Origin of the sequence: Leucobacter sp. gxy201 (assembly GCF_051043335.1) — a bacterium.
Classification (GTDB): domain Bacteria; phylum Actinomycetota; class Actinomycetes; order Actinomycetales; family Microbacteriaceae; genus Leucobacter.
The window spans coordinates 147,499-174,046 of record NZ_JAMXWS010000006.1 but is presented as its reverse complement, the minus strand read 5'-3'; the positions used below and the strand labels follow the sequence as shown (position 1 = coordinate 174,046).

Sequence of the window (26,548 nt, the reverse complement as noted above, 5' to 3'; positions counted from 1 at the left end):
CTCAGCCTAGACGCAGCACGGTGCCGGCCCGGCGCTTCGAGGGCGGGTGGTAGCGTGGCCGCATGCTCACTTTCGACGCGCAACCGGCGCTCGGCGAGGCCCAGGCGATCGCGCGCGAGATGCGGATCGTGCGCGCGGCCCGCGACCGCGGCCCGGGCACGGAGACGGCGGCCCACGAGCACGATCTCGCGGTGCTGCAGGAGCGCCTCGACGCGCTGCTCGAGGACCCCGCGACGGGGCCCGCGATCCGGGAGGCGCTCGACGCGCGCGCGTCGATCCTGCGCACCGCGGTGCACGCCCGACGCGCCGAGGTGCGCCGGGCCGAGCAGCGGGAACGTGCGGAGCGCGTGGTCGCCGCCGCTGCCGGTGCGGGCAGGGATCTGACCCGCAGCGAACGCGACCGCGTCGGCCAGCTGCGCGACGGGCAGCGCGAGCACGGGGCCGCGACGCGCGACTGGCGCGCAGGCATCACGACCGCGGCCGAGCGAGACGGAGTGCTCGAGGCCCTCGGCGCGCTCCGTCTGCGGGAGGCCCGGGAGCAGCTGCGGCACGGGTTGCTGCTCACCGGCCAGATGCGTCAGATCATCGCGGAGGCGCTACCGGCGGTGCTGCGCGGCGAACCCGTGCTGCTCGTCGGAGAGACCGGCGGAGCGAAGACCGCGCTCGCCGAGCACCTCTCACGGCACGGCGCCGGCCTCGAACCCGAGCTCGTGTCGGGCTACGGCGACATCACAAGCGCGCAGATGCTCGGCGCTCACGAACTGCGGGCCGAGCACGGTGCGACGACGAGCGTCTTCGTACCCGGACCGTTGCTCCGGGCGCTCACCGAGGGTCGGCCGGTCATCCTCGACGAGATCAACGCCATGCCCGCCGAGTTCTTGAAACGTCTCAACCGCATTCTGCAGCTGCGCCCCGGCGATGACTTCGGCGTGCAGGAGGACGTCGGTCGGCGCGTTCGCGTGGCCGAGGGGTTCGCCATCATCGCCACGGCGAACGAGCAGACACCGCATCGCTATCGCGGTCTCGACCGGCTCAGCGCCGAGCTCGTCAATCGCTTCGGCGCGAACGGCTACCGCGTGCACTACCCCGATGCGGGAGTACGGTTCGAAGACTTCCCGGCCGAGAACGGGCTGCTCGCGGCCGCGGCGGTCGCCGACGCGCACGGCCGCCTCCCGTCGACGGTGTCGGTCGACGAGATCGTGCGCGTCGCTCGTGCCGCGTTCATCAGCCAGCAGGTGTTCTCCGGAGCGCACGGAGCCGGATTCGGCGACTACGTGGGTACCGAGCAGGAGATCGACGGGCGCCCCGGCCTCGAGGAGTCGGTGCTCGCTCCGCGCACGCTGGTGGCCGTGCTGCAGAAAGTAGCGGGCAGCGCCGGCGCGGTGACCCTCGACCGCGCGCTCGGCCGCTTCGTCGAGAGCGTGATGCATCGCGAGGATCGCCGGGTGCTCGGCCTGATTCTGGAGGGCCAGGGGTTCTCGCTCGCCTCGAGATGAGCGAGAACCCCTGGCATCAGGCCGCTGCCCAGGCCGCCGCCTGTTCGCGCAGCGATGCGTGGGCGCCACCGAAGGCGCCGAGCGCCGCTGCGCCGAGCAGCCGCTTCGGCACCTTGCAGACCATCGTGTACACGGTGTCGACCACATTCGCGACCGGGCTGAGGTTCGTCTGCGAGACCAGCTGGTAGGCGTCCATGCGGCTGAGATCGAGCAGCTCGGCGACCCACTCCACCATCTCGAGGTTCGCGGCCCGGAAGGCGTCCTCGAGCGGCTTGGTCGACCCCGTCGTCATGAGGTATTCATCCGTTTCGATGCGCGGCCAGACGGGCGCACGACCTTTGATGAGCTCGACGATGAACACCGAGTTCATGGAGCATTCGACGGCGACGCCGCAGGTCTCCCCCTCGCCCTGCCGAGCGTGGCCGTCGCCCAGGGAGAAGAGCGCACCGGGTACGTTGACGCCGATGTAGCAGGTGGCCCCCGCCCGCATCTCGGGCGTATCCATGTTGCCGCCCCAGTTGCCGGGGGCGAGCGCGGAGCGCACTTCGCCGAGCGCCGGAGCCACCCCGACGGTGCCGTGCATCGGATCGAGCGGCAGCGCCAGACTCAGGTCGCTGTCCTGCGCCTGGTACTGCACCGTGCGCGCTTCTGCATCGATGGCGTAGAACCAGGTGTTCTCCTCGAGCGGCGCGTTCAGCAGCGCCGTATCGTGCGTCCCGGTGAGCGCCCCGAAGTATTCGACGGTCGTGCTCACTCCCCAGTCGAAGCGCGGGGAGATGTCGATGAAGTGCACGGCGAGCGTGTCGCCGGGCTCTGCTCCCTCGACGTAGAACGGACCGGTCTGCGGGTTCAGGTACCGCGGGTCGAGCAGCTTCGAGGGCGCCGAACCGGCCTCGGTGATCGCTCCCGCGAAGCAGTCGAGCGTCGACGTCTGCACAACCGTACCGGGCACGATCTGCGCTTTCGCCTCGGCACCGCCGAAGGTGTAGACGAGGCTCGACGGGTCGACATCGGGCGAGACGTCGAATCTGAGGGTTTCCATGTCTGCTAGTCCTTTCTCGATGCTGGTGCCGACTTCGCGGCGATCTTCGCCGCGGCCCGAGCATCATGCTTCTTGCCGAGCGAGGCGCCGAGTTCGATCGTCTCGATGAGCCCACCCGGTTTGTAGGCGAGCATCAGCACGAGCACGATCGCGAGGAGGATCTCGGTCATGCCGACCGTCTCGAACGGCAGCAGGCCGTTGATGCTGAACGTGTTCTCGGTCATGCGCAGCCCCTCGCTCACGATCGTGATGATGAGCACTCCGAGCGCCGTGCCCGTGATCGTCTGCGGCCCGCCGACGATCAGCATGGTCAGTACGGTGAAGGTCATCGTGAGGTAGAAGGCTCCGGGCTGGAACGAGGTGATGAAGTGGGCCCAGAGCGCGCCCGACATCCCGCAGATGAAGGCCGAGATCGTGAAGGCGACCCACCTCGATGCGACCACATCGACCCCGATCGCATCGGCGGCGTGCACGTTGTCGCGCGAAGCGCGCAGCTTCATGCCGAGTGACGACTCCTTGAAGAGGAACGCCAGCACGAGGATGATCATCGCCCAGGTGAACGCGGTCCACATGTCGGTGTACTTGAGCACGCCGAAGAGTGTGCGCGGCCCGTTGGTCATCTCGCCCCACTGCGACAGCACGACGTGCACGATGACCAGCATCGCGAACGTCGCGATCGCCGCGGCCGTATCCGAGAGGCGCATGATCGGCAGCCCGATCACGGCTGCGAACACGGCCGCGACGGCCGCGCCGATGAGCATGGCCGGGAGGAAGCCCATCTCGATTCCGGTGAAGGGCGCGTAGAGGCTCGGGAGGGCCATGCTCTTCTGATCCACAGGGATCGACAGGATCGCCGAGGCGTAGGCGCCGATCCCCATGAACCCGACGTGCGCGAACGAGAGCACCCCCGAGTTGCCCATGAAGAACTGCAGCCCGAGCACCAGGATCAGGTTGATGAACATGACGGTCGAGATGCGGTCGACGAGCGGGATGTTCAGCACGCTGGAGACGAGCGCGACGCAGGTGAACACGGCGACCGTGAGGAGCAGCGGATAGACCTTGCGGCGCGAGATGCGGAAGGATGCCTGTTTCATCAGCCGACTCTTTCTGTCGCGAAACGACCCGTGACGATGCCCTGGGGTCTGAAGACGAGCACGAGGATCACGATGCCGAAGATCACCGCGTCACGGAACGCGAGCAGCTCCTGCGGCAGCAGCAGTTGCAGCGCGATCGTGAGGGTGCCGAGGAAGAAACCGCCGACGACGGCCCCCGACAGACTGCCCATACCGCCCACGACGATCGCGATCAGAGCGACGAGCAGCGGTGCGGCGCCGATGGTCGGGGTGACGGATCCGATGCGTCCGATCCAGAGCACGCCCGCGATTCCCGCGAGCGCACCGCTGATGATGAAGGCCGAGACGATGACCTTGTCCGCCCTGATGCCGAGCAGCTGCAGCATGCGGAAATCGTCCGATGCCGCGCGCAGCGTGATGCCGAGTCGCGTCTTCTTCATGATGAGCATGAGCGCGAGCAGGGTGAGGATGCTCACGCCGATCACGATGAGGTTCGAGACGGAGATCTGCGCGCCGCCCCACGAGACGTTCTTGTGGAACGCCGCCGGCACCTGCACCGCACGTGCGCGGGGCGACACGAACACGAGCGCGGAGTTCTGCAGGAGCGAGCTCACCGCGAACGAGGTGATCAGCATCGCGTTCAGCGAGTTCGAGCGAACGGGTCTGAAGGCGATGCGCTCCGTGAGCACGCTCGCGATGACCGCCATCGCCACCGCGAGCACGATCAGCACGACGAGCGGCAGCCAGGTGCTCTGCAGCACGAACCAGGTGTAGCCGGCGACCATGATGAGCTCGCCGTAGGCGAAGTTCACGAGTTTCAGGATGCCGAAGATGATGATCATGCCGAGCGCGATCAGCGCGTAGAGGCTGCCGAGGCTCAGCGAGTTCAGAACGAACTGGAGGATGTCACCCATGCTCGCTCTCCGTTCCGGTCTGGTGCAGGCCCCCGAGATAGGCGGCCGTGAGGTCGATGGATGCGCGCAGCTCCTGCGGGGTGCCGCTCGCGGTGAGTTTTCCGGTGGTGAGCAGGTACGCGCGGTCGGCGATCTCGAGGGCGCGTGTCACGTTCTGCTCGACGAGCAGGATCGTGACGCCTTCGCGGTGCAGCTGCTCGATGATCTCGAACATGCTGTCGACGAGCGTCGGCGACAGGCCGAGCGACGGCTCGTCGAGCATGAGCAGCCGCGGCCGGGTGAGCACGGCGCGAGCGATGGCGAGCTGCTGCTGCTCGCCGCCCGAGAGCGTGCCCGCGCCCTGATCGGCGCGCTTTTCGAGAATCGGGAAGCGTTGGAAGATCTCGGCGAGCTTCGTCTCGAGCAGGGCAGCGTCCTTCATGAAGTACGACCCCAGTTTGAGGTTCTCCGACACCGTCAGGCTCGGGAAGATGCCGCGGTCCTCTGGCACCAGGGCGATGCCGCGCCGTGCGATCTCAGCGCTCCGTCTGCCGGTAACGGTCTCTCCGTCGAAGGCGACCGTGCCGCTCTGCGGCCGGTGCACGCCTGCGATGGCCGAGAGCGTGGTGGTCTTGCCCGCGCCGTTCGACCCGACGAGCGCGACGAGCTCGCCCTCGTTCACTTCGAGGCTCAGATCGTCGACCGCGGTGATGGCACCGTACTTCACCCGCAGGTGCGCGACTTCGAGCAGGCTCATTCGTCCTCCACAGTTCGTTCGATGTCCTCGGAAGCGAGCCCGGCGGTCGCCTGGCTGCCGAGGTATGCGGCGACGACGGTCGGGTCCGAGCGGATCTCGTCGGGCGTGCCCTCCGCGATCGTCCGGCCCTGGTTCAGCACGTGCAGGCGATGGCAGAGGCGCATGATCAGGTTCATGTCGTGGTCGATGATGAGCAGCCCGCAGCCGTACACCTCGGGGATCGTGGTCAGCTGACCGAGCAGCCGGTCGCTCTCCTCCTCGTTCAGGCCGGCGGCCGGCTCGTCGAGCAGCAGGTACTGGCATTTCGTCGCGAGCGCCCGCAGGATCTCGACGATCCGCTTCTGGCCGTACGAGAGCGCATCGCATTGCGTGTCGCGCAGCGCTGCCACGTCGAACGCCGAGATGAGCTCTTCGGCGATGCGGGTCGCCTCGCCTCGCCGCGATCCGCCTCCGAGTGCGCCGAGCTGCACGTTCTCGAAGACCGTCATCGTTCCGAAGAGGCGCACCGTTTGAAAAGTGCGCACGAGGCCCTCGCGGGCGATCCGCTTCGGTTTGCGCCCCGTGACGTCCTTCCCGTTGATGCGCACCGCGCCGTCGCTCGGCTTCAGGGCGCCCGAGAGCACGTTCACGAGGGTCGTCTTGCCCGAGCCGTTGGGGCCGATGAGGCCGACGATCTCGTCTCGTCCGAGTGAGAGGCTCACCGTGTCGAGCGCCCGAAGGCCGGCGAAGTCCATGACGACGCCCTCGGCGGTGAGCCTCTCGCTCATTGCGGTGCTGATCACGGCTCGGGGACCCACTCGGGCATGACCCACTTCAGGAACGACACCTCGCCGCCGGCGACCGTCATGAGCGCGGCCTCCTTCTGCGGAGCATGACCGGTGTCGGCCGAGGACCAGCTGAGATTGCCGGTGAGGAGAGGGAATTCCATTTCGGTCATCTGCTTCGCGAGGGCCGCGCCCTCGGTGGTGCCTGCCGCTTCGATCGCTTCGGCGAGCACGGTCATCGTGTCGTAGCCGTTGGCGACCAGAGCGGTGTCGGGGGCCTCGCCGTGCTTCGCCTTGTACAAGTCGAGGAATGCGGGGACGAGTTCGCTCGCCTGCTCCGAGAGGAACGCATGGCTCGCGTAGGTGACGCCGTTGCCGTACTCGGCGCCGAGCACTTCGAAGAGCTCGGGGTCGTCGTACGAGTCGCCGCCGAGGATCGGCGTGTCGATGCCCGCTGCCCGGATGTCGCGGATGATCAGGCCGAGGTCGGGCATGTACGACGATACGAAGATGACCTCGGCATCGGCCCCTTCGGATTTGAGTCGCTGCAACTGAGCCGAGAAATCCTGGTCGCCCTGGGTGTAGGTGTCGTGGCCGAGGATCTCTCCGCCCTGGTGCTCGAACGATTCGATGAAGTAGTCGCTGAGCGACGTCGTGTAGTCGATGAACTGGTCCGTGACGACGTAGGCCTTCGTGTACCCCTGCTCGCCGTACGCCCACTCGGCTGCGGCGGCGCCCATCGTGGTGTTCCACATCGAGAGCGTGAACTGCTTGTCGCCGAGGGTCTTCGAACCGTAGAGCGGCGATGATGCGCCGGGCGAGATGCCCACGATGCCCGCGGACTGCGCGGCGCGGCTCGCGGGCCCGCCGAAGTCGAAGTCGGCCGGCGTGATCACGACCTCGGCGCCCTGCGAGACGAGCTGCTCGCCGTTGTTGCCGACGACCACCGGGTCGCTCTTGCCGTCGAGGTTGATGAGCTTGACCTGCTTGCCGAGCAGGCCGCCGTTCTCGTTGATCTCGTCGACCTTGAGCTGCACGCCGCGCAGGATCGGCTCGTCGAGCGGCGACTGGATGCCGGTGAGGCACAGTGCGGCGCCGACGATGATCTCATCGCCCGAGTCGGCCTGCGCGTCACCACCGGCCGGACTCGCGTTCGGATCCGCGCCGCAGGCTGACAGGCCCAGCGTCAGAGCAGCAAGAGCGGCTACGCCGAGTAGCTTCTTCTTCATGGTTCTCCTCGTTGAGATGATGCCCACCGGCGGCCCGACCTGCGAGTCTCGCCCGTGCCACGGAAACACCGTGGCCTGCAGCTTGGCATGCAACCACATAGATGTCAACACTGTTGACATCTATGTGGTGAACCTGTTTCATTGTGCCAGTGCCCGGTCGATCCCTGCCGGTCCGCACCCAGCCCGCTCAAAGCAGGCGGATAAACGGACGGGTAGCATTGCGGCAACGGCCGATATCGGGAACGGAGTGGAATTCAGTGCAGGACCCAGAGCAGGTCGCGGGTGAAGCCCGGAGCGGCGCTCCGCACCGCCTCGACCGCGAGAGCATCCTCGAAACCTCGCGCACCATCTTCCACAGAGACGGGCTCGGCGCGCTCACGCTGCGCAAGCTCGGCGCAGAACTCGGCGTCGACGCGACCGCGATGTACCGGCACTTCAAGAACAAGGCCGCCCTGCTGACGGCGCTCATCGACGAGCTCTTCGTCGAGATCCCCGAGCCCGACCCGTCGCTCACCTGGCGCGACAATCTCAAGAATCTCATGATCGCCTGGTGGCGCATCTACCGCGTCAACGAGGGGCTCTCCCAGGCGATGGCGGGGCAGCCCGACGACGAACCCCGCCTCTTCCACCTCACCGAATGGACGGTGCGCGAGCTCATCCGCGCCGGGGTGCCCGCGGACGAGCTCGGCTACTTCCACCAGACGATCTACAATCATGCGGTCGGCAACGGCCTCGTCGCAGCGTTCTCGCCCTGGCTCACGGATCCGGAGCAGCGCGATGCGCAGCGCCGCACCTACGCGGCGCTCGACCCGGCGAAGTTCCCGAGCGCCGCCGCCGCCGCACCCGCGATGTATCCCGAGACCGAGGCCGCCTTCGTCTTCAGCGTCGATCTGCTGCTCGACGCCATCGAGCACCGCGTCGCAGAGCGCGCTTGCACGCTAGAGTCCGGTCAGTTCGAGATCTCCTGATACGCGAACTGCAGCACGGAGTCGTCGACACCGGCCAACACTCGGGGCTTTCCGATCGCGTCGAGCACGATGAAGCGCAGCATGCCGGCGCGGGCCTTCTTGTCGCGCTGCATCGTCGCGAGCAGACCCGGCCAGCGACCCGCCGGGTACGCGAGCGGCAGGGTGAGCGCGGTGAGCACACGGCGGTGGCGATCCACATCGGCGTCCGAGAGCGAGCCCGCCATGCGGCCGAGCTCGGCGGCGTACATCATCCCGATCGAGATGGCGACGCCATGCCGCCACTGGTAGCGCTCGGCGTGCTCGATCGCGTGGCCGAGCGTGTGGCCGTAGTTGAGGATCTCGCGCAGCCCGCCTTCGCGGAAATCTTCCGATACGACGCGCGCCTTCACGCCGATCGCGAGCTCGATCGCCCGCTGGAATTCGGGCGATGCGGGATCGGTGACCCGAGCGACATCGGCCTCGATGAGGTCGAGGATCTCGGGCTCCGCGATGAACCCGCATTTGGCGACCTCGGCGAACCCCGCGAGGATCTCGTTCTTCGGCAGCGTCGCGAGCAGGTCGAGGTCGCAGAGCACCGCGGCCGGAGCGTAGAAGCACCCGACGAGGTTCTTGCCCTCGGCGGTGTTGATGCCGGTCTTGCCGCCCACGGCGGCGTCGACCATGCCGAGCACCGTCGTCGGGATCTGCACGAGGCGCACGCCGCGCAGCCAGGTCGCCGCGACGAAGCCGGCGAGGTCGGTGACGGCTCCGCCGCCGAGGCCGATCACGGCGTCCGTGCGCGTGAAGTCCGCCTGGCCCATGATCTGCCAGCAGAATGCGGCCACCTCGACCCGCTTCGCCGACTCGGCGTCGGGCACCTCCGCGAGCAGCACCTGCGCGTAGTGAGCCGCGAGCGATTCCCGCAGCTCCTCCGCCAGTTTGCCGACCGTCGAGGTGTGCACGATGAGCACCTTCGACGCACGATTGCCGACGGCTTCGGGGACTCGGCCGAGCAGGCCGCGCCCGACCGTCACCGTGTAGTCGGTATCGCCCGTGACCTCGATCGCGGTTTCGCTCATTGCTGCTCCTTCTTCTTGACGTCTGCGCCCGGCTCCGACCCGGGCATCTGCGGGCGCCCCCGGTAGCTGCGCGCCCACTGGGCGACCTTGCGCGCGAGCTGCTCCTTGGTCGCGCGATCGGTGCGGTAGGTCACATCGGCGACCTCTTCGTAGAACGGCCGTCGTGCACGCATGATACGGTTCCACGCCTCGGGGTCGTTGCGCAGCAGCGGCCGCCTCGACAGGTTCGCCGTGCGCAGCACCGACTCCTGCGTCGTCATGAGCAGCACGACCGGATGCCCCTGCAGCAGCGCGCGTGTGCTCTCCGTGATCACCGCGCCGCCGCCGAGAGCGACGATGCGGGTGCCGGGCACTGCGAGCTCCGCGGCGACGACCTCGGCCTCGATGCGACGGAACTCGTCTTCGCCGTGGCGCTCGAAGAACTCGGTGATCGGACCGTACTGCCGCACGATCACGGCATCGGTGTCGACGAACGGCACCCCGAGCTCGCGGGCGACCCGCTTGCCGAGGCTCGTCTTCCCGGCCGCCATCGGCCCGACGAACACGATCGCGCGGCTCGGAAGGCCACCGCCGCGGCGGCCGCGCCGACGACGCCTGCGACGGGGCTTCGCCCCCTGGCCGCTCCGGCCGCCCGGAGCGCCGGTCTCCCCCGCCGTCGGCGGAGGCGAGGGCTTCGGCCGGTGCCCGGGGCCCGGCTCGGCCCCCGAAGCCTCCCGGTCGCCGCTCACGAGTCGATGACGGTCGCGAGGTTCTCGGGGATCTCCGCGAGGTACGATTCGAGGTTGCGCCGGGTCTCGGAGACGCTGTCGCCGCCGAACTTCTCGACGACCGCGTCGGCGAGAATGAGCGCGACCATCGCCTCTGCGACGACGCCCGAGGCGGGCACCGCCGTCACATCGCTGCGCTGGTGGTGCGCCTTCGACTCCTCGCCGGTCGCGACGTCGATCGTGGGCAGCGCGCGGGGCACCGTCGCGATCGGCTTCATCCCCGCGCGCACGCGGAGCACCTGGCCGGTGGTCATGCCGCCCTCGATGCCGCCGGCCCGCGCCGTCTCGCGAGCGATGCGGCCGTCATCGAGGTGCAGCTCGTCGTGGGCCGCGGAGCCGCGACGGCGGGTCGTCTCGAAGCCGTCGCCGACCTCGACCGCCTTGATCGCCTGGATGCCCATGAGCGCGCCGGCGAGACGCGAGTCGAGACGACGGTCCCAGTGCACGTACGAACCGAGCCCGGGCGGCAGGCCGTAGGCGAGCACCTCGACGATGCCGCCGAGCGTGTCGCCCGACTTCTTCGTGTCGTCGACCTCGGCGACCATGCGCGCGCTCGTCTCGGCGTCGAAGCAGCGCAACGGGTCGGCATCGAGCGCGGCCACGTCTTCCGGTCGCGGAAGGGCGGCGCCCTCGGGCACCCGCACATCGCCCATCGACAGCGTGTGGCTCACGAGCCGGATACCGAGTTCGGCGAGGAACGAACGGGCGATCGCTCCGAGCGCGACTCGCGCAGCGGTCTCACGGGCGCTCGCGCGCTCGAGCACCGGCCGGGCCTCGTCGAAGCCGTACTTCTGCATGCCGACCAGATCCGCGTGGCCGGGGCGGGGCCGCGTGAGCGGAGCGCCGCGACCGCGCGACTTCTCGGACAGCTCGGTCTTCTCGGCCGACATCACCTCGGTCCACTTCGGCCACTCGGTGTTGCCGACGCGGATCGCGACGGGGCCGCCGATCGAGACGCCCTGAACGATGCCGCCCGAGAAGTGCAGCTCGTCCTGTTCGAACTTCATGCGCGAGCCGCGGCCGTAGCCGAGCTTGCGCCGCTGCAGATCCTCGCGGACCATGTCGAGCGAAACGGGCACGCCGGCGGGCAGGCCCTCGAGAACGGCAATGAGTTCGGGGCCGTGTGATTCCCCGGCGGTAAGCCAACGCAGCATGCCCACTATCCTCCCACACTCGCCGCACGCATGGCGGCGCGTACGGCGGCCTCGTCGTCCAGCTCGATCGACGGGTCGCCCCCGGCGAAGACGCGCACCTGCACGAGGGCCTGCTCCACGAGCATCTCGGTGCCCGCGCGGGCGACGCCGCCGACCGAGCGCCAGCGCGCCGCGAGCGGTGACGGCCAGGGATCGTAGGCGACGTCGAAGAGCGGAATCGCGGTCCACGCCTCGGGCAGTTCGAGGTCGGCGGTGGCCGGCCCCGGGAGCGTCGAGACGATGAGCGTGGGCCGGGCGATACGAGCATCGACCTCGGACGCCGCCGCGATGGCGGCATCGTCGAGCAGGGCATCGACGTGCGGCAGCACCGTTCCCGAGACATGGAGCGGGCGATCGGCCCCCGGCTCGCCGCTCTCGCCGAAGCGGGCGACGAGATCGCCGATCGCCCGTGCGTTGCGGGCCACGACCTCGACGTGCTGCGCACCGAGCCGGCGCGCGGCGAGGATGGCGGATACCGCCGTCGCCCCCGAGCCGAGCACGACCGTGCTCGTCGCGTCGAGACCGGCGTCCGTGATCGCGGCGGCCAGCCCCGCGACGTCCGTGTTGAAGCCCGCCCAGCGGGGCGCACCGCTCGCGTCGCTCGCGATGCGCAGCAGGGTGTTCACCACGCCGCTCTCCTCGGCGACCGGGTCGAGCACCGTCGAGAGACGATGGGCCTCCTCCTTCAGCGGCATCGTGACGGAGAAGCCCCGCCAGTCGGGCTCCCTCGCCGCGAGAAAGGCCTCGAGATCGGGCGCCTCGAGGCGGAACCGCTCGTACTCCCAATCGAGCGCGAGCGCCGCGTAGGCCGCGCTGTGGATCGCGGGCGACTTCGAATGGGCGATCGGCGAGCCGAGCACGGCGAGCCGCTCGGCGAGCACCTCGCGCTCCGAGATCGGCGTCTCCTGCATCAGCAGCCCCTGCCCGGGTTCGCGGCGCACCATTCGCCCAGCTGCGCGACGGCGGCATCGTGCTCTTCGATAGTGGTCGAGAACGCCGATTCGCCGGTGTCGAGGTTGATCGCCGCGAAGTAGAGCCAGTCGCCCGGCTCGGGGTTCAGCGTCGCCTCGATCGCCGCGCGGCCGGGGCTCGCGATCGGCGAGGCCGGCAACCCCTCATGCGCATACGTGTTCCAGGGATTGTCATCGGCGAGCGCCTCGTCCGACGACCAGACCGAGCCGTCGTGCTGCTGGCCGTACCCGAACTGGGCCGTCGAATCCATCTCGAGCTTCATACCCTGGTCGAGGCGGTTCGAGATCACGCGCGAGACCTTGCCGAAGTCCTCGGCCCGGCCCGCCTCCTTCTCGACGATCGAAGCCCAGGTGAGCACGCGCTCCCGATCCTCGGGGGCGACGCCGAGCTCGTCGAGCACGGCGATCTGATGGCCCACCACCAAGCCCAGCACGTCGGCGGCGGTGCTGCCCGCTTCGAACTCGTAGGTCGCCGGGTAGAGCCAGCCCTCGAGCGAGGTCACCCCTTCGGGCAGGCCGAACTGCGCGGGGTCCGAGGCTGCGGCCTCGAGCTCCTCGAGCGGCACCTGCGCGCCCGCCGAGAGCAGCGGAAGGGTCTGCGAGACCGTGAGCCCCTCGCGCACGACCGCCTTATACTCGGTGCGGTTCGCGGGGTCCTGCAGCATGTCGAGCGCGGCCTGCGAACTCATCTCGAGGCGCAGCGCGTACATTCCCGGCATGAACTCGACCGCGGGATCCTGCGCGAGCAGCAGGCGGGTGAAGGCCTCCGACGTCTTGACGACCCCCGCCTCCTCGAGCGAGACCGCGACGTCCTCGCCGATCTCGCCGGGAACGATGGCGATGCTCGTCTCCCCGTGGCCCGTGCCCTCGAAGTCGTCGGTCTTCCAGCCGAGCTCAAGCGCGATGCGGTCGCCGATCTGCGGGAAGAGCGAGAACACGGCGGCGCCGAGCCCGCCGAACAGCACGATGGCGACCACGAGAGTGATCGCCACCCGCTTCGCACGCGTGCGGCGCCTGGCCCGCTTCTCCTCCGGATTCAGATAGTTCATGCTGATCGTCTCCCCTGGGTCATCCGGCGTCAGCGCCGGTTCCTTCCGCTGTCGTCGCCTGCGGCACCGCGATACCGGGCGCGTCTCCCCGCGAGCGCTCGATATCGAGCGCGTGCTGCAGAATCACGACGGCGGCCGCCTGGTCGATGATCGACCGGCTCTGCTTCGTCTTCTTGCCGACCTGATGCAGTTGGCTCTGCGCCGACACCGTCGAGAGCCGCTCGTCGACGAGGCGCACCGCGACGCCCGCGGCGGCGAGACGCATGGCGAGCCGATCGGCGAAGCCCTCGGCGTCGGCGGTCGACGGCGTACGCTCGCCGCGCATGTTGAGCGGCAGGCCGACGATCGCTTCCATCGCCTCCAGTTCGGCCGCGATCGCCGCGATCCGCTCGAGATCGGCGGTGCCGCGCGCTTCCCGCGGCACGGTCTCGACGGGAGTCGCGATCATGCCGTGCGGGTCGCTGCGGGCCACGCCGATGCGGGCCTTGCCCACGTCGATGCCGAGACGAACACCGACGCGCACTAGACCGCCAGGCTCTGACGGATCTCGGCGAGGGCATCGCCGATCTTCGCGACATCGGCGCCGCCGCCCTGCGCCAGATCGGGCTTGCCGCCGCCGCCGCCGCCGAGCACCTTCGCGCCGAGCTTCGCGAGGTCGCCCGCGCGCACGCCATGGGTGCGCGCGGCTTCATTGGTCGCGGCGATCACGAGCGGCTTCTCGCCCGCTTCGGACGCCACGGTGCCCGCGAGCACGACCACGCCGGCCTCCGAGCCGAGCCGCTCGCGCAGCTGCAGAGCGAGGCCGCGCAGATCGTCGGCGGAAGCCACCGAACCGACCGATTCGAGCACGGCGCGCACGGAGCCGACCGACTCGGCGCCGGCAAGGAGCTCGGGCACGCGCTGAGAGAGCTTCTCGGCTTCGAGCGAGGCGATCCTCTTCTCCGCGGCGCGCAGCTGCGCACCGAGATCCTGCACCCTGCCGATGAGATCGGCACGGGGCACCTTGAGGCCACTGGTGAGCTGCTGCACGATCGCGCGCTCGGCTGCGAACTCGCGGAACGCCTCCATGCCCACGAGCGACTCCACGCGGCGGTTCGTCGACCCGACCGAGCTCTCCGAGATCAGGCTGATCATGCCGATCTCGGACGAGCTCGACACGTGGGTGCCGGCGCACAGCTCGCGCGACCACGGGCCGCCGATGTCCACCATGCGCACCCGGTCGCCGTACTTCTCGCCGAAGAGCGCCATCGCGCCGAGCGCCTTGGCCTCGGCGATGGGCATCTCGCGGGTGACGACCTCGTAGTCCGATCGGATCGCGAGATTCGAGATCTCCTCGATCTCGCTCTTCGTCGCGGCCGAGAGCGCCTCGCCGTGCGTGAAGTCGAGGCGCAGGTAGCCCGCCTTGTTGTACGAACCCGCCTGATGCGCGTTCGCACCGAGCACCTGACGCAGCGCCGCATGCACGACGTGCGTGCCCGAGTGCGCCTGCGCGGCACCGCGGCGGTAGTCGGCGTCGACACGGGTCTCGGCGCGCGCATCGATCGCTACGGTGCCCACGACCACGCGCACGGTGTGCACGATGAGCCCGGGCACGGGCTTCTGCACGTCGAGCACCTCGGCTTCGAAGCCATCGCCGACGATGAGGCCCTGGTCGGCGTCCTGGCCGCCCGACTCGGCCCAGAGGGCGGTCTCGGCGAGCACGACCTCGGCGATCTCGCCCTCGTGCGCCTCGGCCACCGGCGCACCGTCGACGAGCAGACCGAGAATCCGGCTCTCGTGCTGCAGCTCGTCGTAGCCGACGAAGGCGGTCTCGCCGAGGCCGCGCAGCTCCGTGTAGACCGACAGGTCGGCGCGCTGGCCCTTCTTCGCCTTTGCGTCGGCCTTCGCGCGATCGCGCTGCTCCTGCATCAGGGTCGTGAAGACGTCGCGGTCGACGGTGACGCCGGCCTCTTCGGCGAGCTCGAGCGAGAGCTCGATCGGGAAACCCATGGTGTCGTGCAGCAGGAAGGCGGTGTCGCCCGGAACCGCCGCGTTCGCGCTCTTCGCCGTGCCGATCGCCTCGTCGAGGATCTCGATGCCCGACGCGAGGGTGCGCAGGAAGGTCTTCTCCTCGTTGTACGCGGCGCGCGAGATGAAATCGAAGTCGCGTTCGACCGCGGGGTACGCAGATTTCATGGCGTCGCGCGACACCGGGAAGAGCTGGTCGAAGCACGGGCCGTCGACGCCGAGCAGACGCATCGAGAGCGTGACCCGCCGCAGCAGGCGGCGCAGAATGTACCCGCGGCCCTCGTTCGACGGCGTCACGCCGTCGGCGATGAGCATGAGCGCGCTGCGCACGTGATCGGCGATGACGCGCAGACGGACATCGTCGTCGTGGTTCGCGCCGTAGGTCTTGCCCGCGAGCGTTGCCGCGCGGTCGAGCACGGGGCGCACCTGGTCGATCTCGTACATGTTGTCGACGCCCTGCTTGATGAAGGCGACGCGCTCGAGCCCCATGCCGGTGTCGATGTTCTGCTTCGGCAGCGGGCCGACGATCGTGAAGTCGGTCTTCGAGGTCACGTCCGCGATCTGGTACTGCATGAACACGAGGTTCCAGATCTCGACGTAGCGGTCGTCATCGGTGGCGGGGCCGCCGTCGATGCCGTACTCGGGGCCGCGGTCGAAGAAGATCTCGCTGCAGGGGCCGGCCGGGCCGGGCTGACCGGTCGACCAGTAGTTCGTGTCCATGCCGAGGCGCTGGATGCGCTCATCGGGCAGTGTAGAGTGCTGCTTCCACAGCGCGATCGCCTCGTCGTCGTCCTCGTAGACCGTGACCCAGAGATCCTTCGCGTCGAAGCCGAGGCCGCCGTCGGCCTCGCTCGTCGTCAAGAGCTCCCAGGCGAACTTGATGGCGCCTTCCTTGAAGTAGTCGCCGAACGAGAAGTTGCCGCACATCTGGAAGAAGGTGCCGTGGCGGGGGGTCTTGCCGACCTCCTCGATGTCGTTCGTGCGGATGCACTTCTGCACGCTCGTGGCGCGCGGGTACGGGGCGGGCACGATGCCCGAGAGGTACGGCACGAACGGCACCATGCCGGCCACCGTGAACATGAGGCTGGGGTCGTCGCTCACGAGCGACGCCGAGGGCACGACGGTGTGGCCGCGCTTCTCGAAGAAGTCGAGCCAGCGGCGATGGATTTCAGCGGTCTGCATCGTGGTCCTTACATGATCCGTCTGCGGTGGATGCGCCGGGGCGCGAGAAAGTGGGCGGGCGGCCCGGGCTACAGCGCGCGCTCGGGCGACGTACCGGGCTCGGCGTCGCCGGCCTCGGTGTCGTGGTAGCCGGCGGCGAAGGCGCGACCGAACTCGTCGAGGCCGCGGTTCACCCGGTCGAAGAAGCGCCGCCCCTCGGTCGTCTGGTTGACGAAGTGGGCAGCGATGAATCCGATCATCGCGCCGCTCAACAGCCACATCAGCTTGCGCATGCCACGCTCCTCCTCCTGCTCCGCGGTCGCGCGCGGGTGCGCGGCGCCGAAAACACCACTCAAGCTTAGCGCCCCGGGCATGGCGGTTCTGGGATTCTCGCCAGGGATCGCCGAGCCCGTGAACGCGAGAAGGGCGCCGGAGAATATCTCCGACGCCCTTCTCGCGTATTACTGCTTAGCGAGCTGCGCAGCAGGCCGCCGCTCGCGCGGCCGCCAGAAACGCTGTACTCATCACGAGTACTCCGCAGCTCTTAGCGAGCTGCGTAGTACTCGACCACGAGCTGCACTTCGCAGGTCACGGGGACCTCGGCGCGCTTCGGGCGGCGCACGAGGCGCGCCTGGAGCTTGTCGAGCTCGACCTCGAGGTAGCCGGGAACGTTCGGCAGCACCTCGGCGTGGCCGCCGGCAGCGGCGACCTGGAACGGCTCGAGAGCCTCCGAGCGCTCCTTGACGTGGATGAGCTGGCCCGGCTTCACGCGGAACGACGGGCGGTCGACGAGCTTGCCGTCGACGAGGATGTGGCGGTGCACGACGAGCTGGCGCGCCTGCGCGGTGGTGCGGGCGAAGCCGGCGCGAAGCACGAGCGCGTCGAGGCGCATCTCGAGCAGCTCGACCAGGTTCTCACCGGTCAGGCCGTCCTGGCGGCGGGCCTCGTTGAAGGCGATGACGAGCTGCTTCTCGCGGATGCCGTACTGGGCGCGCAGACGCTGCTTCTCGCGCAGACGGACGGCGTAGTCGCTATCGCTCTTGCGCTTGGTGCGGCCGTGCTGGCCGGGGCCGTAGGGGCGCTTCTCGAGGTAGCGCGCAGCCTTCGGAGTGAGGGCGATGCCGAGCGAGCGGCTCAGGCGGGTCTTGGAACGGGTACGCGACGTAGTCGACACGTGGATCCTTTCGGGTTTCTGACTGATGTGGTTGGGGCGCGCGGTGCGCGATCCCGTTGTTCTCCCGGCCGTGCTGCATCCGCGTGGAGTCTCTCCACGCACGCGACGCAGCGAACCGCGACAGGCGAGAGGGCCTCTCGCGGTGAGGGAACGACCATTGCAGAAACCCGGCTACAGGGCGCCTGCCACCGGTCCTCCGCATGCAGCCTGCGGCGAAGGGGGTGTTGGCCAGCGTCTAGACTATCAGACTTTCGGCCGCCGACGCGGCATCGTGCCTCATGACCGGCCTCGGCTGATGCGGCGGATCTTCTCGAGGCGCTCGGAGACCTCGCGCTCGTTGCCGTGCGTCGTCGGCGAGTAGTAGATGCGCTCCTCGAGCTCGTCGGGCAGGTACTGCTGCGTCGAGACGCCGCGCGGGTCGTGGTGCGGGTAGATATACCCCTTGCCGTGCCCCATCTTCTTCGCTCCCGGGTAGTGCGCATCGCGGAGGTGGGGCGGCACGAGGCCGAAGCGCCCGGCGCGCACGTCGGCGATGGCCGAATCGATGGCCGTGATGACCGCATTCGACTTCGGCGCGGTGGCGATGTAGATCGTCGCCTCGGCGAGCGGGATGCGCGCCTCGGGGAGGCCGATGAGCTGCGTGGCCTCGGCGGCCGCCACGGCGACCGAGAGCGCCTGCGGGTCGGCCAGGCCGACGTCCTCGGCCGCGTGGACCATGAGCCGGCGCGCGATGAAGCGCGGGTCCTCCCCCGCCTCGATCATGCGGGCGAGGTAGTGCAGCGCGGCGTCGGGGTCCGAGCCGCGCATCGACTTGATGAAGGCGCTCGTGACGTCGTAGTGCTGGTCGCCGTTCCGGTCGTAGCGCAGGAGCGCCCGGTCGACCGAGGCCGCCACGATCTCCGCGGTGATCGCGACCGGGCCGACAGGCGATCCCTGCGCGACATCGCCCGCGTCGTCATCGGCATCGTCGGCCGCCTCGGGATCGCCTTCGGCCTCGGCATCGTTCGCACCACTCGCCTCATCGGCGTCGTGCGCGGCGGCCAGGGCCGACATGGCGGCCGCCTCGAGGCTCGTGAGCGCCCGCCGCGCATCGCCCGAGGCGAGCTGCACGAGCGCGTCGAGCGCGCCGTCTTCGAGCGCGACCGCTCCGGCGAGACCGCGGGGGTCGGCCACCGCCCGTTCGAGCAGCAGGCGCAGGTCGTCATCGGTGAGCGGTTCGAGGGTGAGCAGCAGCGATCGCGACAGCAGCGGACTGATCACGGAGAACGACGGGTTCTCGGTCGTCGCGGCGACGAGGGTGACCCACCCGTTCTCGACGCCCGGCAGCAGCGCATCCTGCTGCGCCTTGGTGAACCGGTGGATCTCGTCGAGGAAGAGCACCGTCGACACGTCGAACAGGTCGCGGTCGTTCAGCGCCTTCTCCATCACCGTGCGCACATCCTTGATGCCGGCGGTCACGGCCGAGAGCTCGACGAAACGGCGCCCGCTCGAGTGCGCGATCGCCTGCGCGATCGTCGTCTTCCCGGTGCCCGGCGGGCCCCACAGGATGATGGACACGGCTCCCGAGCCGGTCTCGCCCGCCGCGAGCACGCGCAACGGCGAACCGCGTCGCAGCAGATGCTGCTGGCCGACGACCTCGTCCAGGGATCGCGGGCGCATGCGCACCGCCAGCGGGGCGGTGCTCGAGGCCATCGGATTCGAACTCACACCACAACCCTAATCGAGCGCTGCGCACACCCGCCTGTGGCATAGTGGAGGGGTCTATTCCGTACGGTCGGTCAGCCGACCCGAACCACGACAGGTGAAACTACCGTGAGTGCTGCCAACGAGAACCCCTGGGGCCGCGTCGACGACGACCGCACCGTCTACGTGCGCGAAGGCGACGGCGAACGCGCTGTCGGCTCCTTCCCAGACGGAACCCCCGAAGAGGCGCTCGCCTACTTCGAACGCAAGTTCAGCGACCTGGCCGGGCAGATCACCCTGCTCGAGGCCCGCATCGCCCGCGGCACCGCCGATGCCTCGGCCGCCGAGACCGTCGCGAAGCTGCAGGAGCAGCTCGTGGAGCCCGCGGCCGTCGGCGACATCGCCGCCCTGCGCGCACGCGTCGAGAAGCTCTCGGGCAAGACCGCCGAGCTGAGCGAGAAGCAGCAGGCCGAACGCGACGCCGCCCGCCAGGAGGCCGTCTCGAAGCGCGAGGCGATCGTCGCCGAGGCCGAGCGCCTCGCCGCGCAGCCCGAGGCCTCGATCCGGTGGAAGGATACGAGCCAGGCGTTCGAACAGCTCTTCACCGATTGGCAGAGCTCGCAGCGCACCGGCCCCCAGATCCCGAAGTCGCAGGCGGATGCGCTCTGGAAGCGCTTCCGCTCGGCGCGCCAGACCTTCGATTCGGCCCGTCGTTCGCACTTCGCCCAGATGGACGCGAACAACAAGGACGTGAAGCAGCGCAAGGAGCGCATCATCGCCGCGGCCGAGGCGCTCGCCCCGCGCGGCATCGAGGGCATCCCCGCTTACCGCGGCCTGCTCGACGACTGGAAGGCCGCCGGCCGCGCGAGCCGCAAGCTCGACGACCAGCTCTGGGCGCGCTTCAAGGCCGCAGGCGATCTGCTCTACGCGGCGAAGGCCGAGGAGGCGGCGCAGTCGAACGAGGAGCAGAACGCGAACCTCGCCGCGAAGCAGCAGCTGCTCGACGAGGCCGCTCCGATCGCCGAGGAGCGCGACCATGCGAAGGCCCGCAAGCTCATCACCGCGATCCAGCTGAAGTGGGACGAGATCGGACGCGTCCCGCGTGAGGCCCTGCGCGACGTCGAGGGGCGTCTGCGCAAGATCGAGGACCACGTCAAGCAGCTGGAGGACGAGCACTGGCGCAAGACGAACCCCGAGACGAAGGCGCGCAGCGAAGGTCTGCGAGGTCAGCTCGAGGCCTCGATCGCGGAGCTCGAGAGCGAGCTCGCAACGGCTCAGGCCGGTGGCAACGCGAAGGCAGTGCAGGAGGCCGAATCGGCGCTCGCCACCCAGCGCTCGTGGCTCGCCGCCCTCGGCGACTGAGTCGACGGGAGTTCGGCCCCGGCCGACTTATCCACAGATGCTTCGAGGCCCTGGCGCATTCCGCGCCGGGGCCTCAGCCTTGAGGCATGCGCCATCCTTCCCCGACGAGGGCACCGCTCCCGCCGATACCGCCGCGTCTGCACGATTGGCCGGTCGCCGTGCGATCGGCGGCGCTGCTGCGCGGCATCGCCGTGCGCTGCGGCCCGGGCATCCGACTCGTCTCCTGGCCCGACACGCCGTCGGTGCGCGCGGCCGCGATCGGCGATGCCTTCACCGTCGATCACGTGGCGGCGCACCGCACCGCGGCATGGATCTGGGGCGCCGTGCGAGGCCCCGGCGCACGGCTGTCGTTCATCGTGAGACGAGGGCGCCCGAATGATCTCGGTTCGGAGACCGGCGTCGCTCTCCACCAGTATCGGCTCGGAGCGAGCGAGGTCGTCGCCATCGGTCCGTACGCGGCGACCAGCCCGCGCCGCACGCTCTACGACCTGCTGCGCGGGGCCGAGTTCTCGCACGAGCACCGGCTCGCCTGCCGCATGCTGCTCACGCACGCGATCGGGAGCCGCGAAGGCTTCCTCGCCGAGCTGCCGATGCGACGCCGGCCGAACGAGCGCCGCATCGTCGCGAGGCTGCGAGAGCTCTAGACGACCGGTCGACGGGCGTCAGTTGGTGATGCGGTAGACGTCGTACACGCCCTCGATGCGGCGTATCGCGCCGAGCACATGGTCGAGGTGCGTCGCGTTCGCCATCTCGAAGAGGAACTTGCTGATCGCGAGGCGAGAGCTCGAGGTGTTGACCGAGGCCGAGAGGATGTTGACGTGATGCTCGGAGAGCGTGCGGGTGACGTCCGAGAGCAGCCCGGAGCGATCGAGCGCCTCGACCTGCACCTGTACGAGGAAGAGGCTCTTCGACGTCGGCGCCCACTCGACTTCGACGACGCGGTCCTGCTGCGACTTGAGGCTCTGGAAGTTGTGGCAGTCGACGCGGTGCACCGACACGCCCTGACCCTTGGTGACGAAGCCGAGAACCTCATCGCCGGGCACCGGGGTGCAGCACTTCGCGAGCTTCGCGAGCACGTCGGACGCGCCGGTGACGATGACGCCGCTCGCGCTCGTCGCCTTCGGCGCACGCGGCGCCTCGAGGATCGAGAACTCGGCGACCGCCGGCTCGGTCGACGACTGATCGATCGCGTTGATCGCGCTGACCTTCTCGATCACCGACTGCGCGGAGATCTGGCCCTCGCCGACGGCCGCGTACAGCGCGGTGACGTCGACGTGGTTCAGCTGGAGGGCGACCTGCTGCAGCGCCTCCGAGTTCAGCACCTGATGCAGCGGCATGCCGACCTTGCGCAGCGCCTTCGTGATCTCGACCTTGCCGGTCTCGGCGGCCTCCTCGCGCCGCTCCTTCGTGAACCACTGGCGGATCTTGTTCTGCGCCCGCTTGCTCTTGACGAACTGCAGCCAGTCCTTGTTGGGCCCGGAATTCGGATCCTTGGAGGTGAACACCTCGACCACGTCGCCGTTCTGCAGACGCGTCTCGAGGGGCACGAGGCGGCCGTTCACACGAGCGCCCATCGTCCGGTGGCCGACCTCGGTGTGCACCGCATAGGCGAAGTCGACGGTGGTGCCCCCTTCGGGCAGCCCGATCACACGCCCCTTCGGCGTGAAGACGTAGACCTCCTTCGCTCCGATCTCGAAGCGCAGCGCGTCGAGGAACTCGCTCGGATCCTCGGTCTCGGCCTGCCAGTCGGAGATGTGCGCGAGCCACGCCATATCGTTCGAACTCGGCCCCGCGGGTGCCTGCCGCTGCTTGTACTTCCAGTGGGCGGCGACGCCGTACTCGGCGCGCTGATGCATCTCGACGGTGCGGATCTGGATCTCGACGGCCCGGCCGTCGGGCCCGATCACCGTCGTGTGCAGCGACTGGTACAGGTTGAACTTCGGCGTCGCGATGTAGTCCTTGAACCGACCGGGGATGGGGGTCCACCGTGCGTGGACCGCGCCGAGCACCGCGTAGCAGTCGCGGATCGAATTGACGAGCACGCGGATGCCGACCAGGTCGTAGATCTCGTCGAAGTCGCGTCCGCGCACGATCATCTTCTGGTAGATCGAGTACAGCTCCTTCGGCCGACCGGTCACCTCTCCGCGAATGCGCGCATCGCGCAGGTCGGTCTCGATCGAGCTGATGACCACGCCGACGAGTTCGTCGCGCTGCGGGTTGCGCTGCGATACGAGGTTCTCGATCTCGGCGTAGAGCTTGGGCTTCAGCACGGCGAACGAGAGGTCCTCGAGCTCGGACTTCAGCGACTGGATGCCGAGCCTGTGCGCGAGCGGCGCGTAGATCTCGAGCGTCTCCTGCGCCTTGCGCTTCGCCGAGTCGCTCGGCACGAAGCCCCAGGTGCGCGCATTGTGCAGGCGGTCCGCGAGCTTGATCACGAGCACGCGGATGTCCTTCGACATCGCGACGACCATCTTGCGCACGGTCTCGGCCTGGGCCGAATCCCCGTACTTCACCTTGTCGAGCTTCGTGACGCCGTCGACGAGCATCGCGATCTCTTCGCCGTAGTCGTCGGTGAGCTGCTGCAGCGTGTAGTCGGTGTCCTCGACCGTATCGTGCAGCAGTGCGGCCGCGATCGCCACCGGTGCGATGCCGAGTTCGGCGAGGATCTGCGCGACGGCGATCGGGTGCGTGATGTACGGTTCGCCGCTGCGGCGCTTCTGCCCGCGATGCGCGCGCTCCGCGGTCGCGTACGCCCGCTCGATGAGCGAGAGGTCGGCGCGCGGGTAGTTCCCGCGCACCGTCCGTATCAGCTGATCGACCGCGCCCGGGGCGCTGCCGCGCGAGAAGATGCGCGGCACGAGGCGGCGCAGGGAGACAGTACTGCCTGTATCCGTATCATGATGCGCCATGCCACCTCCTCGTATGGATTCAAGCTACACCTTCTGGGGCACGCTCTGCGAATCGAGCTGCTCCTCGCGCGCCCGCGCCTTCAGTACCGACGTATCGTGCTTCTTCACGCCCGCATCGCCCGAGCGCAGGTGCGCGTATGCCGGTGCGGCGATGAAGATCGTCGAGTAGGCGCCGACGAAGATGCCGATGAAGAGCGCGAGCGAGATGTCGCGTAGGGTGCCCGCACCGAGCACGAAGGCGCCGATGAACAGGATCGAGCCGACCGGCAGCAGCGCCACGACCGACGTGTTGATGGAGCGCACGAGCGTCTGGTTGACGCCGAGGTTGACGGCCTCGGCGAAGGTGCGGCTGCCGATCTCGTCGGGCGAGGTGTTCTCGCGGATCTTGTCGAACACCACGACGGTGTCGTAGAGCGAGTAGCCGAGGATCGTGAGGAAGCCGATCATGGCGGCCGGCGTGACCTCGAAGCCCGAGATGCCGTAGATGCCCGCGGTGATGATGAGGTCGTGGAAGAGCGCCGCGAGCGCCGACACCGACATCTTCCAGGTGCGGAAGTAGAGCGCCATCACCAGCGCCGAGATCAAGATGAACACGACGAGCGCGATGATCGCCTGCTTGGTGATGTCCTGACCCCAGGCCGGGCCGATGTAGGAGTAGGTGACCTCCGCCTCGTCGATGCCGTAGCCCTCGGCGAGCGCGGCCGTCACGGCCTGGTTGTCGGCGTCGCTCAACGCCTCGGTCTGCACGCGGATGTCGGTCGGGCCGAGCTGCGAGATGCGGGGAGCGCTCGAGGGGAGCACTTCAGCGACGGCGTCCTGCGCGATCGCAGGATCGCGATCCTGCGACGACGAGAGGTGCACCTGGAACTGGCTGCCGCCCGTGAACTCGATGCCGAAGGCGAACCCGCCGCGCAGGAACGGCCCGACGATGGCGATGATGATGAGCACCGCCGAGATCATGTACCACGTCTTGCGGCGACCCACGAAGTCGATCGACTTCTCTCCGGTGTGGAGCGCGTTGCCGAATTCGGCGAATGAACGAGCCATCTCTAGCTCTCCTTTCCGGCAGCAGCGGCGTCTTCGACGATGGAGGCGTTCTCCCCCGCCGCCTCGGCGGCCTTGCGCTCGGCGATCGTCTGGCGGCGCTCGGCCTCCTTGCGGCTGCGGGCGTTCTTCTTGCCTGCGCCGGTCGCAGTGATGACCGGCGCCCGGAACTGCATGCGGCCGCGGTAGACGGCGCCGAGCTGGCGCGGGTCGAGCCCCGACAAGCGGTGCCCCTCGCGGTAGAAGCGCGTGCGCGCGAGCAGTACCAGCATCGGGTGGGTGAAGAACGCGACGACGATGACGTCGACGATGGTCGTGAGACCGAGCGTGAACGCGAAGCCGCGCACGTTGCCGACCGCGAGCACGAACAGGATCACCGCGGCGAGCAGATTCACGCCGTCGGACGCGAGCACCGTGCGGATCGCGCGCTTCCATCCGTTCTCGACGGCGCCCTCGATCGAATAGCCGTCGCGCAGGGCATCCCTGATGCGCTCGAAGTAGACGATGAACGAGTCGGCGGTGAAGCCGACCGCGACGATGATGCCCGCGACGCCCGCGAGCGAGAGCCGGTAGCCCTGGCGCCACGAGAAGAAGGTGAGCAGCAGGTACGTGAGCACCGCCGCGATCACGAGCGACATGATCGTCACCGAGGCGAGCGCCCGGTACTGGAACAGCGAGTAGATCACGACGAGCAGCAGACCGATCAGGCCTGCGAGCAGACCCGCCTGCAGCTGGTTCGAACCGAGCGTCGCCGAGATGTCCTCCTGGCTCTGCACCGTGAAGCCGATCGGCAATGCGCCGAACTTCAGCTGGTCGGCGAGCAGCTGCGAGGTCTCCTGCGTGTAGCCGCCGGTGATCGACGGGCGGCCGTCGAGGATCTGGCCCTGCATCTGCGGGGCCGCGAGCACGCGGCCGTCGAGCACGAAGGCGAACTGATCCTGCGGCTGCGGTGCGCCGTAGAGGCGCGTGCTGATCTTGCCGAAGGTCTCGGTGCCGGCCTTGTTCAGAGTGAGCTGCACGGCCCATTCGCCGGTCGTCGCGCCGGTCGACGTGGTCGCCATCTGCGCGGTGGCATCGGAGATCGTGTCGCCCTTGAGCTCGACCGGGCCGAGGATGTACTTCAGCTGACCCGAGTTGTCGCAGGTGATGAGCGGGCGATCCGCTTTCGCGTTGCGGGTGTCGAGCGCGGCGTCGGAGTCGCAGCTGAACGCCGCGAACTGCTCCTGCAGCGCGGGCGTCAGCCATTCGAGATCGCCCGCGCCCTTCGGCAGCGGGTCCGGGTAGAGATCGGCCGGTTCCTCGGCGGTCTTCGCGTCGGCGTCGGCGGAATCGGTCTTCTTCGACTCCTGCTTCGCAGTCTCGTCCTTCGCGGCGTCCTTGCTCGCGGTGTCCTGCTTCGCAGTGTCTTCCTTCGCGGCGTCCCCGGCGGTCGCGTCCGCGTCGCCGGCTGCGGCTGTGTCGGCCGAGGCATCGGCGGAGGCGTCCGGGTTCGGCGTCGAGTAGTCCATGGCGAGCACGGGACGGAAGTCCAGCTGCGCCGAGGCCTCGATGCGCTGCAGCGTCGCGTCGTCGACCTTGCCCGGAATCGAGACCGAGATGTTCTGGCTGCCCTGCGTGGTGATCTCGGCCTCCGAGACGCCCGCCGCATCGATGCGCTGCCGGATGATCGACACCGCCTGCTGCAGCTGCTCGCCGCTGACGGCCTTGCCGTCGGTCTGCTCGGCCGCGAGCAGCACCTGGGTGCCGCCCTGCAGGTCGAGGGCGAGTTTCGGGGTCCAGGTCGCATCGCTGCGCTGCACGCCGAGGGCGATCAGGCCGGTGATGCCGACGATGATCACTAACAGGAAGACCAGGGATCGACGCGCCTTGCGCACGGCTGGTGTGGAGGCCAAAACGTAACTGCTTTCTCTACTGACGAACAGGAGCCCCCGCGGATCGCGGGGGCGCC

23 protein-coding genes are annotated in these 26,548 nt (G+C 68.9%); 4 read left to right on the top strand and 19 right to left on the bottom strand.

What is annotated here, in order from left to right:
• Window positions 1-62: 62 nt before the first annotated feature.
• Complete coding sequence (locus NHL51_RS11440) at window positions 63-1,496, top strand: AAA family ATPase (RefSeq protein WP_434143892.1); 1,434 nt, start codon at window positions 63-65, stop codon at window positions 1,494-1,496.
• A 16-nt stretch (window positions 1,497-1,512) separates the two neighbouring features.
• Here NHL51_RS11440 and NHL51_RS11435 read toward each other — a convergent pair whose 3' ends face one another.
• Genes NHL51_RS11435 through NHL51_RS11410 form a run of 6 tightly spaced genes read right to left on the bottom strand, consistent with a single transcriptional unit; the run spans window position 1,513 to window position 7,254 of the window.
• Window positions 1,513-2,538: an acetamidase/formamidase family protein gene (locus NHL51_RS11435; protein WP_434143891.1), complete on the bottom strand. Its 1,026-nt coding sequence runs from the start codon at window positions 2,536-2,538 to the stop codon at window positions 1,513-1,515.
• A gap of 5 nt (window positions 2,539-2,543) precedes the next feature.
• Window positions 2,544-3,632 carry a branched-chain amino acid ABC transporter permease gene (locus NHL51_RS11430; protein ID WP_434143889.1) on the bottom strand — a complete coding sequence of 363 codons (1,089 nt, stop codon included), beginning with the start codon at window positions 3,630-3,632 and terminating at the stop codon, window positions 2,544-2,546.
• The gene (locus tag NHL51_RS11425; protein WP_434143887.1) at window positions 3,632-4,525 is read right to left on the bottom strand and encodes a branched-chain amino acid ABC transporter permease; all 894 of its coding nucleotides are present in this window, start codon (window positions 4,523-4,525) and stop codon (window positions 3,632-3,634) included. Before NHL51_RS11425 ends, NHL51_RS11430 begins: the two co-directional genes overlap by 1 nt.
• On the bottom strand, window positions 4,518-5,261 hold the full coding sequence (locus NHL51_RS11420; RefSeq protein ID WP_434143885.1) for an ABC transporter ATP-binding protein: 744 nt from the start codon (window positions 5,259-5,261) through the stop codon (window positions 4,518-4,520). Before NHL51_RS11420 ends, NHL51_RS11425 begins: the two co-directional genes overlap by 8 nt.
• Entirely contained in the window at window positions 5,258-6,028 is a 771-nt protein-coding gene (locus tag NHL51_RS11415) for an ABC transporter ATP-binding protein (protein ID WP_434143883.1), read from the bottom strand. The genes NHL51_RS11420 and NHL51_RS11415 overlap by 4 nt, the downstream gene beginning before the upstream one ends.
• An 11-nt stretch (window positions 6,029-6,039) precedes the next feature.
• Window positions 6,040-7,254, bottom strand: coding sequence for an ABC transporter substrate-binding protein (locus NHL51_RS11410; protein WP_434143881.1), 1,215 nt, complete (start codon window positions 7,252-7,254; stop codon window positions 6,040-6,042).
• A 257-nt stretch (window positions 7,255-7,511) separates the two neighbouring features.
• On the opposite strand from NHL51_RS11410, the gene NHL51_RS11405 reads away from it, so the two are divergent.
• A complete protein-coding gene (locus NHL51_RS11405) occupies window positions 7,512-8,222 on the top strand; it encodes a TetR/AcrR family transcriptional regulator (RefSeq protein ID WP_434143879.1) in 711 nt (236 codons plus the stop codon).
• Here the strand turns inward: NHL51_RS11405 and aroB are convergent.
• The 10 genes from aroB to NHL51_RS11355 all read right to left on the bottom strand — a co-directional run bounded on the left by aroB (window position 8,204) and on the right by NHL51_RS11355 (window position 19,294).
• The gene (gene aroB, locus NHL51_RS11400; protein WP_434143877.1) at window positions 8,204-9,280 is read right to left on the bottom strand and encodes a 3-dehydroquinate synthase; all 1,077 of its coding nucleotides are present in this window, start codon (window positions 9,278-9,280) and stop codon (window positions 8,204-8,206) included. The two genes, NHL51_RS11405 and aroB, sit on opposite strands and share 19 nt — an antisense overlap.
• Window positions 9,277-10,008, bottom strand: a complete 732-nt coding sequence (locus NHL51_RS11395) for a shikimate kinase (RefSeq protein ID WP_434143875.1) — start codon at window positions 10,006-10,008, stop codon at window positions 9,277-9,279. Before NHL51_RS11395 ends, aroB begins: the two co-directional genes overlap by 4 nt.
• Window positions 10,005-11,201: a chorismate synthase gene (gene aroC / locus NHL51_RS11390; RefSeq protein WP_434143873.1), complete on the bottom strand. Its 1,197-nt coding sequence runs from the start codon at window positions 11,199-11,201 to the stop codon at window positions 10,005-10,007. Before aroC ends, NHL51_RS11395 begins: the two co-directional genes overlap by 4 nt.
• Before the next feature lie 5 nt (window positions 11,202-11,206).
• Window positions 11,207-12,184, bottom strand: coding sequence for a shikimate dehydrogenase family protein (locus NHL51_RS11385; protein ID WP_434143871.1), 978 nt, complete (start codon window positions 12,182-12,184; stop codon window positions 11,207-11,209).
• On the bottom strand, window positions 12,151-13,260 hold the full coding sequence (mltG, locus tag NHL51_RS11380) for an endolytic transglycosylase MltG (RefSeq protein WP_434143869.1): 1,110 nt from the start codon (window positions 13,258-13,260) through the stop codon (window positions 12,151-12,153). The genes NHL51_RS11385 and mltG overlap by 34 nt, the downstream gene beginning before the upstream one ends.
• Before the next feature lie 19 nt (window positions 13,261-13,279).
• Window positions 13,280-13,783 (bottom strand): Holliday junction resolvase RuvX, encoded by a 504-nt coding sequence (gene ruvX / locus NHL51_RS11375; protein WP_434143867.1) that lies wholly within the window; start codon window positions 13,781-13,783, stop codon window positions 13,280-13,282.
• On the bottom strand, window positions 13,783-16,449 hold the full coding sequence (alaS, locus tag NHL51_RS11370) for an alanine--tRNA ligase (RefSeq protein WP_434143865.1): 2,667 nt from the start codon (window positions 16,447-16,449) through the stop codon (window positions 13,783-13,785). The genes ruvX and alaS overlap by 1 nt, the downstream gene beginning before the upstream one ends.
• A 68-nt stretch (window positions 16,450-16,517) precedes the next feature.
• Entirely contained in the window at window positions 16,518-16,721 is a 204-nt protein-coding gene (locus NHL51_RS11365; RefSeq protein ID WP_434143863.1) for a hypothetical protein, read from the bottom strand.
• A gap of 251 nt (window positions 16,722-16,972) precedes the next feature.
• A complete protein-coding gene (gene rpsD, locus NHL51_RS11360; protein WP_434143861.1) occupies window positions 16,973-17,602 on the bottom strand; it encodes a 30S ribosomal protein S4 in 630 nt (209 codons plus the stop codon).
• 276 nt (window positions 17,603-17,878) lie between these two features.
• Window positions 17,879-19,294, bottom strand: a complete 1,416-nt coding sequence (locus tag NHL51_RS11355; protein WP_434143945.1) for a replication-associated recombination protein A — start codon at window positions 19,292-19,294, stop codon at window positions 17,879-17,881.
• 120 nt (window positions 19,295-19,414) lie between these two features.
• Between NHL51_RS11355 and NHL51_RS11350 the strand changes: the two genes are divergently transcribed.
• Window positions 19,415-20,647 (top strand): DUF349 domain-containing protein, encoded by a 1,233-nt coding sequence (locus tag NHL51_RS11350; protein ID WP_434143860.1) that lies wholly within the window; start codon window positions 19,415-19,417, stop codon window positions 20,645-20,647.
• 86 nt (window positions 20,648-20,733) lie between these two features.
• The gene (locus NHL51_RS11345) at window positions 20,734-21,291 is read left to right on the top strand and encodes a hypothetical protein (RefSeq protein ID WP_434143858.1); all 558 of its coding nucleotides are present in this window, start codon (window positions 20,734-20,736) and stop codon (window positions 21,289-21,291) included.
• Window positions 21,292-21,309: 18 nt separating this feature from the next.
• Here NHL51_RS11345 and NHL51_RS11340 read toward each other — a convergent pair whose 3' ends face one another.
• The 3 genes from NHL51_RS11340 to secD are packed head-to-tail and all read right to left on the bottom strand — an operon-like array spanning window position 21,310 to window position 26,492.
• Window positions 21,310-23,556 (bottom strand): RelA/SpoT family protein, encoded by a 2,247-nt coding sequence (locus tag NHL51_RS11340; RefSeq protein WP_434143857.1) that lies wholly within the window; start codon window positions 23,554-23,556, stop codon window positions 21,310-21,312.
• A 24-nt stretch (window positions 23,557-23,580) separates the two neighbouring features.
• Entirely contained in the window at window positions 23,581-24,603 is a 1,023-nt protein-coding gene (gene secF, locus NHL51_RS11335; RefSeq protein ID WP_434143855.1) for a protein translocase subunit SecF, read from the bottom strand.
• Window positions 24,604-24,605: 2 nt separating this feature from the next.
• Window positions 24,606-26,492: a protein translocase subunit SecD gene (gene secD / locus NHL51_RS11330; protein ID WP_434143853.1), complete on the bottom strand. Its 1,887-nt coding sequence runs from the start codon at window positions 26,490-26,492 to the stop codon at window positions 24,606-24,608.
• Between the last annotated feature and the right edge of the window lie 56 nt (window positions 26,493-26,548).